General features: G+C 38.1%; 14 protein-coding genes and 1 pseudogene. 1 reads left to right on the top strand and 14 read right to left on the bottom strand.

Annotation, left to right across the window (positions count from 1 at the left end; all coding sequences use genetic code 11):
- The first annotated feature begins 247 nt into the window (after positions 1-247).
- The gene (locus AB1471_RS11275; RefSeq protein ID WP_367779870.1) at positions 248-1,054 is read left to right on the top strand and encodes a GNAT family N-acetyltransferase; all 807 of its coding nucleotides are present in this window, start codon (positions 248-250) and stop codon (positions 1,052-1,054) included.
- An 85-nt stretch (positions 1,055-1,139) separates the two neighbouring features.
- Here AB1471_RS11275 and AB1471_RS11270 read toward each other — a convergent pair whose 3' ends face one another.
- The 14 genes and pseudogenes from AB1471_RS11270 to AB1471_RS11205 all read right to left on the bottom strand — a co-directional run.
- Positions 1,140-1,889, bottom strand: a complete 750-nt coding sequence (locus tag AB1471_RS11270; RefSeq protein WP_367779869.1) for a MerR family transcriptional regulator — start codon at positions 1,887-1,889, stop codon at positions 1,140-1,142.
- A 106-nt stretch (positions 1,890-1,995) separates the two neighbouring features.
- Positions 1,996-2,943: a DMT family transporter gene (locus AB1471_RS11265; RefSeq protein WP_367779868.1), complete on the bottom strand. Its 948-nt coding sequence runs from the start codon at positions 2,941-2,943 to the stop codon at positions 1,996-1,998.
- 157 nt (positions 2,944-3,100) lie between these two features.
- Positions 3,101-3,757, bottom strand: a complete 657-nt coding sequence (locus AB1471_RS11260; RefSeq protein WP_367779867.1) for an MOSC domain-containing protein — start codon at positions 3,755-3,757, stop codon at positions 3,101-3,103.
- 97 nt (positions 3,758-3,854) lie between these two features.
- The gene (locus AB1471_RS11255) at positions 3,855-4,016 is read right to left on the bottom strand and encodes a hypothetical protein (protein ID WP_367779866.1); all 162 of its coding nucleotides are present in this window, start codon (positions 4,014-4,016) and stop codon (positions 3,855-3,857) included.
- Positions 4,017-4,158: 142 nt separating this feature from the next.
- Positions 4,159-4,680 carry a GNAT family N-acetyltransferase gene (locus AB1471_RS11250; protein WP_367779865.1) on the bottom strand — a complete coding sequence of 174 codons (522 nt, stop codon included), beginning with the start codon at positions 4,678-4,680 and terminating at the stop codon, positions 4,159-4,161.
- A gap of 14 nt (positions 4,681-4,694) precedes the next feature.
- A complete protein-coding gene (locus AB1471_RS11245; RefSeq protein WP_367779864.1) occupies positions 4,695-5,072 on the bottom strand; it encodes a hotdog domain-containing protein in 378 nt (125 codons plus the stop codon).
- Between the two features lie 224 nt (positions 5,073-5,296).
- Entirely contained in the window at positions 5,297-6,334 is a 1,038-nt protein-coding gene (locus tag AB1471_RS11240; RefSeq protein ID WP_367779863.1) for a cell wall-binding repeat-containing protein, read from the bottom strand.
- 321 nt (positions 6,335-6,655) lie between these two features.
- Positions 6,656-7,027: a hypothetical protein gene (locus AB1471_RS11235; protein ID WP_367779862.1), complete on the bottom strand. Its 372-nt coding sequence runs from the start codon at positions 7,025-7,027 to the stop codon at positions 6,656-6,658.
- The gene (locus AB1471_RS11230) at positions 7,020-7,385 is read right to left on the bottom strand and encodes a sigma-70 RNA polymerase sigma factor region 4 domain-containing protein (protein ID WP_367779861.1); all 366 of its coding nucleotides are present in this window, start codon (positions 7,383-7,385) and stop codon (positions 7,020-7,022) included. The genes AB1471_RS11235 and AB1471_RS11230 overlap by 8 nt, the downstream gene beginning before the upstream one ends.
- Before the next feature lie 276 nt (positions 7,386-7,661).
- Positions 7,662-8,318 carry a hypothetical protein gene (locus AB1471_RS11225; protein ID WP_367779860.1) on the bottom strand — a complete coding sequence of 219 codons (657 nt, stop codon included), beginning with the start codon at positions 8,316-8,318 and terminating at the stop codon, positions 7,662-7,664.
- Positions 8,319-9,295: 977 nt separating this feature from the next.
- The gene (locus AB1471_RS11220) at positions 9,296-10,078 is read right to left on the bottom strand and encodes an N-acetylmuramoyl-L-alanine amidase (RefSeq protein ID WP_367779859.1); all 783 of its coding nucleotides are present in this window, start codon (positions 10,076-10,078) and stop codon (positions 9,296-9,298) included.
- Positions 10,071-10,529, bottom strand: coding sequence for a phage holin family protein (locus AB1471_RS11215; protein WP_367779858.1), 459 nt, complete (start codon positions 10,527-10,529; stop codon positions 10,071-10,073). Before AB1471_RS11215 ends, AB1471_RS11220 begins: the two co-directional genes overlap by 8 nt.
- A 2-nt stretch (positions 10,530-10,531) precedes the next feature.
- Positions 10,532-10,729, bottom strand: a complete 198-nt coding sequence (locus tag AB1471_RS11210) for a hypothetical protein (RefSeq protein WP_367779857.1) — start codon at positions 10,727-10,729, stop codon at positions 10,532-10,534.
- Positions 10,730-10,966: 237 nt separating this feature from the next.
- A pseudogene (locus tag AB1471_RS11205) lies at positions 10,967-12,383 on the bottom strand (hypothetical protein); the annotation flags it as partial.

Here is a 12,383-nt window from a genome sequence, read left to right as displayed (position 1 = left end):
CAAATACAATAACAAGATCTATCCTAACGATTCAGTAGAAACATCCTATACTAGAAAAACGATCCCTATTATCCTCTACGAGATATGCTAAATAATATGTAACGATCCCATAGATAGAACTACACACAAATAGGCAGAATATTATGGGTGGATATAAAAAAGTGAACATCGTATACAAACCTGCTAAATTTTATTTATACTCACTATCAAGAGCGGTATTAATTTAAAAGAAAGGTTGGTGGGTAACATGCATCAGAACTTGTCTGGTGAGGAAATGATATTAGATAATTTAGTAACAAGAGTAACTTCAGTTGCTAAGTCGATGGAAGGGTTAAAAGTAACAGAACAGAAAAATGTAGTAAAAGTGAATTCGGGGGTTCCATCTGATACGTTTAATGTTATTATTCCTCTGTCTAATGATACAGAGGATTCTCTTAAAGAGTTGTCGTATGCCATTCAATCTTTTCAAACGAAGGCTTTTCCCGTGAGTATATGGGTAGATCAACGCTTTATTACGAACAGCCTATTAAATATGTTAAAAGAAGTCGGCTTTGAAGAGGCAGAGAGAAATGTAACAATGAAATTAGATCGTTTAAACGATCACCAACCTTTTGAAGTTTCTAAAAAGGAAGTAGAAATTCGTCAGGTTCAGAGCATTGAAGATCTGCTGATGTACAGTGATGTTTTACAGTCTTTATTCGGAGCCACCCCTGAAGCTAATGCCATTGATGCATATTTTAAGAAAATAGCTCCAGAATTTAATTATGAACAAAACGATATAAAAATGTATATTGGTATTTCAGAAAACAGAGTGGTATCTACTGGTATAATTGTTGAAGCAGGTAAAAGCTATGGGATTTATGATATAGCGACTAGAGAGGATGTTAGAGGAAAAGGGTTTGGGAGCACAATGTTTCAGTACCTTTTAAAGCAACTAGCCACACCTGTAATTAAACCGTGTGTTTTACAAGCCTCTCCAGATGGAATTAATATCTATAAAAGAGCTGGTTTTCAAGAAGTCGGTGAGATCATCGTTTTTGAAAAGAATAGATAATCACTTATATCTTAATAAATTTTAAATTCACCATTTTTTACACAAAACACCGTCAATCAGTTTGATTCACGGTGTTCTTTATATTCTATTTTGTTTTATTACGATCCGCATAAACAGCCATCGCAGCTTTTAAAAACGCTGCCAATCCCTCACCAAATTGATCAATATTTTTCGTGAAACGTTTGTCATCTACATACATTTGTCCCAGTCCTTTGTATGCCTCTAACGAATAGCTCCCTATTTGATTTAACCACACGTACCACTCATGAGCAGCATCCTGTGCTTCAACACCATCTGGTGGCAGATGGCGGATCGCAGCCATTTTCGTATAGATGGCTTCCATTTTTTCCATCCGTTTATTTTGATCATCCGTTGACATCTTTCCAATAATCTCATTTGAATCATCCACTGCTTGATCTCCCCATCTCTCACGAGCTTCTTGCTCATAAAGATTGCTACTAAAATCAAAGCCTTCGAACTTTTCTTTATTGGTCATATGAATTTCTCCTTTTAAATGTTGAATCATCTTATCAACCGAGGCGATCATTTTATCGAATTTGCTTCGTTTTTCTATCAAGATTTTGCGCTGAAGGATCAATGCTTCTTGTCGATCAAACGAAGGGCTCGCCACGATTTCCTTTATTTTCTTCAAAGGGAAGCCTAATTCTCTGAAAATGAGGATTTGCTGTAGTGTGTCTAGATTTTCATCTGAATAAAGTCGATAACCAGACTCACTCGTTTGATCTGGCGTTAACAAGCCAATTTCATCGTAATGATGCAGTGTGCGCACACTAATCCCAACCAAATCAGCTACCTCTTTTACTCGAAGTGTCATCATCAAACCTCCCTTCATTTTTTACTATAGGGTATGACGTAACGTGAGAGTCAACTGGAATTTTGCGCGCGGTTACAACTACTTTACGTGACCTTCGCCAAACCAATTATTTCTTCCTCTCCCTATACGCTCGCTCTAAAAGTGCCGTGCGTCGCGTTCTTCTTGAGCGAATCCAATGATCGATGGCTCCACTCCCACTAATTACACCCATTACAATGAACAGAAATCCGAGCAACTGCTCCACATAAAGTGATTCATTTAAAATCACAGCCGCACCCGTCAACGAAAAAAGTAAATTTAAATTAGTGAACACAGCCGATTCACTTGGACCAATCATTCGAATGGCGTTATTGTAAATCATATGACCAACTGAAGTAGCTAACAAAGCAGATGCGAAAAAAACAGCATAATGATACATTTCACCATTTAAGAGTGTCGCATAACCATTCGGCTCAGTTACAAAACTGATGACCATGAGGAAAAATGAGCCAATGATCATCATCCAACCAGTCAAAAGCAAAATCCCCATATCGGTCGAAGTCTTTTTAATCAATACAAAACTAATCGCCTGAACAACAGCGGCCAATAAAATATACAAATCACCCATCGCGATACTAAAAGCATCTTGTTGACCAGCCATAACAACGAGTGCTACACCCATAAAGCCAACAATAATACCGAGTAACTTAAGAGGTGTCATCTTTGCTTTCAAAAAGACCATGGCTGAAATCGCAGTTAAAATCGGGATCAACCCTAAAATAAGACCTGTGTTAACTGCAGATGTTTGCTTCAAGCCAATTGCTAAGAAATAATGATGCCCAACAACGTTAAATAAACTAATCAACGTAATGAGACCAAGTTCGCTCATCGAAGGCATTCTCCATTTTTTCATAAAAGCTAGCACGAGCAACACACCCACACCCGCGACAAATATTCTCAAAGATGTCATCGCAACAGGATCAAATTGTTCAACCAACACCTTCACAGCTACAACATTCAATCCCCAAACCATCATAATTCCACACAACCATATATATACATTTGACTGGTTCATCTTTCCACCCAATTTCTCTCGTCTATACGAATTAAATCATCATTACATTGTAACATGTGTGAAAATTAACGAGCGAGTATGGGTGGATTTTTGGACTCCCACTGTCTATACATAAAAAGTGCTAAGTACATCCTAGGTTAGGAAGTACTTAGCACCTTTATTCGTCTACCTTATTTAACTTCTTCATTAAAGACTCACGTAACGTGACAGATAGTGCATCAACAGCTAAAATGGTTTCGATTGCTTCTTTTGATGGCTTCTTAGAAAACTTCACATCATTGGCGAAAGAAACGGTAACGTGGTGTGGATGCTGTTCGATCAGCTCTAAATGATCCTCCGGAGACACCCAGCCCTCTTGTAGTACGCGAAATAGAAATCCTGTGTAGCCTGAATCCCTCATTCGAACGACCATGTCAGGTACACCGTATTTAGCAGCGAGTTTATAACAAGGCTGTCTCGGCTCTGTCACTTGAATGACCGCTTCACCTAGCTTAAACGCATCACCGATATGCGTATTCTTTTCAGTCAGACCAAGTGTGCTCAAGTTTTCTCCAAACAAAGCAGGACCCTCTAAATGACCGAGCAAATCGCTCCAAAAAGCGTAATAATCATATGGATAAAGGCATAACGCCTTCTCCGTTCCACCATGATGTTCAAACGCCTGTTCATCCTCTACCAACCCAAGTTTGGTGATAAAAGCGGGTTCAGTGATTGCTTGCTTACGAATCGCTGTTTCAAACGTTTTGTCGCCAAACGTAAGTGTTTCTATTTTTCCGAGATTAATAGATTTTACTTTATATGTAGTTTGTTGCATTATCTGTCCCTCCGACCATGAACGATTTTCATTTTTGTACTGAGCACGAAATGGCTCCTGCTGAGATCAACATGTTTCCGGTCCATTTTCTCTCACTCTATTCTGGTAGTTTTTCAGAAACAACCAGGCAAAAGGTTGCAAATGGTCCAAGGAGCAGCGACAGCAAAAACCAGTTCAAGCCACTGCGGTTCTTTCCCTGTGCAAGACCTGCATTAATGAGAGTAAGTGTGAACCAACCGACCGCATATGATTCATTCATAATAAAACGCCTCCTAACTTAAATTCGAATAGTCATCATGCTATGCATGACCTGAAGCTAAGAGAAGCCTGAAAGTCACTAAATAAGCAAAAGCAACTTCCGAGCTGTACACTTCTGCCAAAACCCACATGTTCCCGAACGTCTAAACCTTGACTTCCATTAAACTTCCCCACGCAAACGCCGCTTCATCATGCTTACGTCCAGCGATTTCGAGAACTTGGTGATCCATCTGCACACCACCAAGTTTTTCATAAAAGCTACTGTATGGGTTTTCAGTAAGAGCCCAAACAATCAAACCGCTCTCTCCTTGAAGTTGTAATGTCTCAGTCACTGCTTTCACCAACGCTTGACCGATTCCTTTCCCTTGATGCTCTTTTAGCAAATAAATCGCGTAAATTTCGTACTTATGTTCGCTATATTTACCTTGACGCTCTTTTCCTGCACTAGCAAACCCAACGATTTCATCTTCGATTTCCGCCACATAGGTGCAAGCTTCTGACCGCTTTAATCCTTCTTCCCAACGCTTTGCTCTCACGTCACATGACATAGCGTCCAACATCGATTGCGCCACAATTCCTTTATACGTGGTCCGCCAACTTTCCACTTGCACTCGAGCAATCTCAAGTGCATCTTCACCCACAGCTTCTCTTATCGTAAATGTCATCTACCTGTCCCCCATCAATCTCGGATCACACCATAACTCGTAGCTAACATTACTTCTTTGTCATGCTGATTTTTATAAGTTGATTTTACTGCAACATTCGTAAACCCTTGTTGCTTATCTACTTTTGTCACGATAAGTTCGCACGTCACGGTATCGCCGGTAAATACTGGTCGTAAAAACTCACTATTCATTTGTCGAGCGATGTAATTCATGTCACCGCCAATTTTGGTTCCAATACTTGCGGTTAACAATCCATGAACCATCAGACGCCCTTGTTCATCTCGTTCCATGTGGTGTCGGCCCTGGTCACCAGTAATCTGCGCAAATTGCAACGTTTCCTCTTCTTTAAATGTTCGTACCCACGTGAATACATCGCCTACACTGATCGTCATAAACAAACCTCCAGTCTCTTTAAGATGATAGTTATTAGTATATCTTATTAGCATTTGGAAATGAATGATTATTCAGAACTTAAAAATTGAATCGATTCCAACACCAAGCATCACTCACTTCAGTGTGTCAAATATAAAAAGTTCGCCACACACTTAGCTAACTTTGGCTAAGTGTGTGGCGAGACTGATTTTAATAAATACAACACTCTATTTATCGATACATTCTATCGGTTTCTAATTTCTTCGACTAAATCGGGTGAAAAAGGTCCACCAATAATAGTTATATTATCAAACAAATTCATTGTTTGCCTTGGCACATCAAGTAATTGATTAGCGTTTGAGAAGATAATAGATTCATCATTTTTTGCAGCTAATACAGAAGCGGTCATCCCGTCAGCAAAGGAATCTCTAGATACTACATAAGCTTGGTTACGGGAAGAATTGAATAGTTTAATAACCATATCCGTGGTGCTATACACTGTTGCACCAGCTATTTGATTAGGGGCTGGCATTTGACGTAAAATGTCATCTGATATAACTAGATATCCTCCTAGAACAGTCGTGCTTTTAACTTGATCTAGTATGTCTTTTGTTTCTTTTGGAATGTAGTCTTTTTCCGTAAATAGAATTGGGATCCCTTCTCTTGCAGCGTATGGCGCAATCGCTATTCCATCTGTGAAGGCATTGACGTTAATGACAATTGCTTCATCATGATTGTTACCGAGTTGCTCTGCGATTATTTTAGCTGTGTCATAACGAGTACTGCCGTTAATTCTGTCTACGGCTACTCCGAGAGCCTTAATCTGTTGTTCGACATCTTGATTGATCGATAGGTATCCACCTATTATAATTACCTCTTTAGCACCTAAACGCTCAATTTCTTGCTTTGTTTCGTCATTTAACACATCACTTCCATTAACCAACATAGGAGCGTCTAGCTTATGTGCTAAAGGAACAGCAGCAATTGCGTCAGTGAATTCATCTCCTCGGACTAACACAACGGTATCAGACCGAGACCATCCTCGTTGAGAAATGAGGGCAGCGGTTTCATAGCGGTTACTACCATAAAAATGATCTGTATTAGTTACGTCTTGAATTCCAGGTGTTTGAGTTTGACCCGTTGTTTCGGAATCACCGAAGACAACATTATTTAAAGAAGATGAAGTAGAAGTTGCCAAGGCTTGGTTACTACCAAAGAATAAAACGGCTAGAACAGATAGTAAAGTAAGCGAATTAAGCGTCTTTCTCAACAAATATTTCATATAAATACCTCCTATTGAATATTTTTCAATTCTATTATACTCTAAGTTATTAGTTATCGGAAGAATTTTAAAAATAGTTAGATTATTAAAAATAATTATAACTATACCCCAAGATCGGATAGGTATGAGTATGATAACCTTAGTGAAATAGCATTTAGTAGATGAATACAGTGATAGAGTTGCCTATGAATATATCGATCGTAGATTTATCTTTCTGATGAAATAATACAGAAGAAGTCAACACACTGGGGTGAGCTGTAGAATCTCAACAATGAATCGAAACGTCTTGAAGATATGTCTGCGAAGTTTGTGCAATAATAATCATCTTTGTAGATCTTTTGGCGGCGATGTAGGTTGGCGTTTTTTTGACTTGTAATTCATGTGTTCCAATACATCACCTTCAGCAACAAATTCCTTCTTCTTTCTTCTTTTTTGCTGTGTAAATGAGTGAAAGGGGTATTCTTCTTGTTGAACTTTATAAGACGAAGGATTGGACAAATCATCATGTAGAATTAAATCACCTAATCGATGAAGTTGATAGCTGTCAGGAAATTTATCATTTTTCAAGTAATAATCTTCAATCATTTCCTCAACCTTTGCTTTACGTTCTTGAAGTGTTTTTTCTTTATACTCAACAAGTAACAAATCTACTAAAATCTCAAAAGCCGATGCTTTATAAAACATCTTATACATAAAGTTCACCTTCAATTTCCGTATAATAGTTGGCTAGTTTTTGAGTTGATCGACTTAACCAACTCTGTACCGTTTGTTTTGTCACACCTAATTCTTTCGCCACATCCACACGTTTTTTATCTTTAATAAATACTTCCCTCAATGCATAAATTTCTTTCGCTGAAAGATATGATTCATCTAAAGCCCTATTAAAATCGATCAGCATAATTAGTGCGTCATAGTCAGCTGAAGAATAGATTAAGCCTTGAAGAAGTGAATAGTTTTCAAGAAATGTTTGAATACCTCGTTTCGTATTCATTGGAAATAGTGATTCTAGCTTTCTTTCATTCTTATTTAAATCGATTGAAACAGCCCCCACTAGAAAGCACCGCCTTCAGTAGAATTTACATTTATTTCGTATATATACGTGGTTCTAATTTCTTCAACCAATAAATGCTTTAAAGCCATTTAAAAAGCCCACCTTTCAATAAGTTACACCCCATTAACAACGCCAATTGAAAAAATAGACTTATACATAAACGTTCTAGTGAATTTTTCAGACTACCAACGCACCAGACAAAATAAAGCTGATGCAATTAAGCATCAGCAACAACCTAGTAACAAGAAAAGGTATCTTTTCTTCTGTATACATTTTTTAGAAATTTATTTCGTAACCGCTTTCAACTAAAAACTTTTGGAATTTACTTCGAGACCGGGACACCCTTTTCTGAATCGCTGATGTGTATTCTTTCGCATAGAAATGATCTAAATAGGCTTTTGTTTTTTCATCCCGATTCGTCTCAGGTGTGAACTTTTCCATAATCGATATAATTTTGTATTGTTCGGGGTATCTATCGGCAAAGCTTTCAATCACATCTGAAAGAGAGACTTCATCACCATAGCCACAGGACTCTTCTGATACATGCAGTGCTTTATCAAGTGCTACATCTAAAATATTTGATGAACTACTATCCCCTCTTTTAGCATTTTCAGATAAAGAAATTTCATAAGAAGTATTCAACTTCCTTACATCCCTACCAATATATTTAACTAGATTACGTAATCTATTAGTAAATGATAGTTTATACAAACGATGAAAATTCCCTGTACCATTCCAACTATGTACCAATTCCATCAGTAAAACGTACCCCTCGTGATACCCCTCTGCAACATCACCTTTTAGTTGACGAGAAAAGCTGTCCGTTTTTGGCTTGATTGTTTGAGCATTAATGATTTCAAAGAGTTCAATAAAAAATTCACTTTCTGATCCATGTACTTGTACCATTTTCACCAAATCGTTGATATTTTTCATTATATTACCGCCTTTGCTTGTTTTTTCAATTCGCTTATAGCCTCTAAACAACGCAAAGAGATATTTCAGACCGGTTTCACCACGAAAAACGAACATGCGTTCTTATAAATATAGAACAAATGTTCGTTTTTTTAAATTTTTTTTTTGAAATTCTTAAAGAAGGTATTTTAAAGAGGTGGATAGTGGTTTCATGAAGGATGGGAGGAAACCGGATATATACTAGCAGTTTTGATAACAATTAATTTTTTAAGCTTATTTGTTTAAATATGAGACAAACAAAATAACTAGAAACAAGATTGTTTTAGTGGGTAGAAAAAAGAGGAGACAATAACAGTGTGTCTGAGATTGCCATTCTAAGTGATTAATCTTTTTAAACCTGCATTGTCGTAAAATTTACATACGATGATAATAAAAAACGGTAAAACTGTCCCAATAAAGGGAGAGTCGTACCGTTTATTAAAAACCATATCATCTTTTTCCCATCGTCCCATCACCTTGTTCGTGAACGTTGGGAAGTACGGCTATTTTTCTTCCTTTACTATATGGATTATCCGGATTATACACCAAATAATGTGGTAATCAGTTCCATCCTGAATACACTCAAATTGTACGAAGCATTCTTACTTCCATCTGATTGTACTTCTAATTAATGGCCATTGTTAAGTACCATAGTAGTCTGAAATAACTGCTATAATAACAGATACTATTATACCATTTTATATAATTTACACTCACTAAAGACCTTAGTTCCATTGACTTTGATTTTTTACTTCTAGTACCATTCTTCCATCAAGTGCTATGAAAAAAGAGTCTCTCCTGCATCATAGTTACTAGTATGAATAAACCAACTAATGTCATTAATGAAAGAGTTGAGATCCCCAAAAATGAAGTAATTTTACCTTACCTATGAAAATTAGGTATAAAAACACCCTGAATCTCATAAAAAGAAACAGGGCGATTAATCAAATTTTTTAGATTCAAACGTATATAACATCTACATAAGTCGGGCTTGTTGTAATATACAATCCACTTTTTAATAGGTACATATCTGTGGAATCTCCTGGCACATTCACTCTGTCCATCACAGTGAATGCTTCTCCTTTTGAGACTGTTCCCGCTATGGCCGAGTCCTCCCATGAAGGACGAGAACGAACATTCAGAGTGTCCACCTTAACCACAACCATTTTGGTCTTCCCTCCTCCACTACTCAAGTTTAAATGGTCGGCGATTCCCTCCACCACAGCACGGCAGTAAGCTTCTTTAAATGCGGATTCTCTCATCAGATTATTATCTGTGAGGTTGTCAATAAAAACTTCTTCCAGAAGAACCGCAGACATGCTGGTTTCCCGTAAGACATGAAAGTCAGCTGACTTTTTCCCTCTGTTTGGAACTCCGTAGCTACTCATCACAGAGGCTACTTTGTCATGAATCTTATTTTGTAAGTCTCGGGTACCTTCCCCTATACTCCCGTTATATACAAAGCTTTCAAATCCACGAGCAGAGCCATCAAAAGCGTTCTTATGATCACTGACAAAGATATCCGCCCCAGCACTGTTCGCCGTGCTTGATCGCTCTGATAGACTTACTGTTGAATCATTACTACGTGTCAAAATTACAGTAGCACCATCGTACTCATTTTCTAAAATCTCCTTCACGCGTAATACTCGATCAAGAGAGAACGTTTTTTCTTGTGCCCCATGCCCTGATGCTCCTGGATCTGTTCCCCCATGCCCTGCGTCTAAACAAATAATTTTAGTCATTATTTTCCCCCTTTTTTGATTCTTGCTCTTTTCCTTTTAAAACCTTAATTGTCTCTGTAAAACGTGTAGGAATCGGAACCCCTGCCCTTCCAGCATTTTCAGTAATAGATAGCAATTCGTTCCCGATATAGAAAAAAATCACCAACTCCCTAAATGACAAGCCTCCTACATTTACCCCTGACGACTCTAGTATGGCAAGATCCGTAAGGTTTGCAGCGGCTACAATAACCCCAATCATCGCCTTCTTCTTAATTCCTTCATACCCTATTTTTGAGTTTAACTCGCCTTTTCTAGATGCTAGTAATCCCGATGCGTAATCTACTACCATAAGAGATAATAAGATTTGAAGCGAGGCAGTCCACCCCCCAAAAAGGAATCCTAGTAAGTACCCTACGCTTGTTGTAATGGCTAAATAAGATAATTTATCGGCAGTAGAAAATAAAAAACTCATGACTACTCCTTTAATCGATTATTTATTATTTCTTCTATCAAAAATAAATAGGAATCTTTGATCGCTATGATCACCTTCTCGCAATCGAACAAAACAGTTTTTAGCGTTTTTACCATTTCTTCATTATCGCCACCATCAATGACAAGTCCTTCTTCGAGAAGCTCGATCTTGTCTTTACAGAACGCTACAACATTTTTCACGTCCCACTCTTGACCGTTGTTTTTCGTTTTTGGCTTATCCTAATCATCTAAGTGACAGTGCTCTTTTATCAATTCCTGTTCTTGTTCCGCCACTTCCTTCAAACGTGCGTCTAAAGCCTTGATAAACTTACTGCGGTGTCATGATTGTTTTCCTTTTAAAGGAAAATCAAAAAGCAGACTGATCGCCTGCCCTAGTTTTTCGTTTTTAATTTTTACTAGCATGATGAATCCCTCCCTTTAATTAGCATTTTCAAGTAATTTAACTCTTGCTTTTAGTAGTTGGTTTTCCATCTTCATCCAGTTTATTTCATCTAGGATGGACACCGTTTTATCGTTTAGCTCTTGAATAGCTTTCCAACTCCAACTATTCATCAAATATTGCTCCACTCCGTCTCCGTCAATAACGCCCGACGGTGTGTTATACCCGTCTCCAATAACTAACCCTTGTCGGAATCTGTCAACACCGTTCATTGCCTCGTCCTTCAAGCGATACTGATAGATTGTGGAGTTAGTGATTAAATCTAAAGCCGATTCATCCCAAATCGAAATATTTTGTTTAAAACTAGCCATTGATCCGGTTGGAAAGCTACTGGCACGGATCGGACGATAGACCATTCTACCATCTGCATAACCATTTGCGTCCGTCACTCGTACTTCGCCGGATTGCACGTATCCAGTAGCTAAATATAAATTCGTTCCTGTGGTTCGTAAACCTCCCGCAAGAAGGGGTTTTCGATTCAGCGCTGTAGTCACGTCACCACTACCATTAATGTAATACTCAGAACCTCTATGGTCTTTCAGGGTTTTCATCGTAATTAATTCATCCGCATTAAACCAAATCGCTCTTTTAGCTAACAGCGAAACGTTACCTTCCGCTGACATTTTCAGATGACTCTCCCCTGATTCAGTGGGTTTATAAATCATGTTAAAATAACCCACTTTTTTTTCGATATAAATTTTATCCCGACCGATTTGATCACCTAAACCCATGATTATATATGGTTCAGTTGTTAAGGAGTTATTTGAATCATAAAACCCTAGTCTCATTTTGGTTGTGTTGTTGCTAATAAAATCAATTGTTTGATTTCGCATATACAAATGACTTACCGAGTTTGCCGTGCGAATTTCAACACCAGTTATCGTACCTGCGTTTATTTTCACTGCGTCGAGACTCGATATTTTCGCGCTATCGACAGCCAAGTCAGCAATCTTGGCGTTGGTGATAGCACTGTTTTCTATTTGTGCAGTACCGATAATCGCGTCTTTAAGATGTGCTCGAGTAATCGCTGCATTATCAATAGCTGCTGATCCAATCGCTCCATCTCTGATACGAACTTTCCCATCTGTCATATAGACATCACCGTCTAACTCAATCATTTCTGCTTTTATTTGGACTGATTCAGCACTTTGATTGATAGACGATATAATCCCATCTCTCTCAACTTTCGATTCGATCCGATCAGCATGAACCGATAAAGAAGCCTCGGCTTCGGTCATGCGACCTTCAACAATGTCCAATTCCTTTGCTGTGAGATCGATGGAGCCGGATAGTTGGGTGATGGATGTTTCGGACGATGACACTCTTGTGCCTAAGTCACCAAAATCACTTTCCAAACTTTTAACACTGGTAGAAATCCCATCTACATCAACTGAC

The organism is Jeotgalibacillus marinus (assembly GCF_040801915.1).
GTDB lineage: Bacteria > Bacillota > Bacilli > Bacillales > Jeotgalibacillaceae > Jeotgalibacillus > Jeotgalibacillus marinus.
This window is presented reverse-complemented; position numbering and strand designations above follow the sequence as displayed.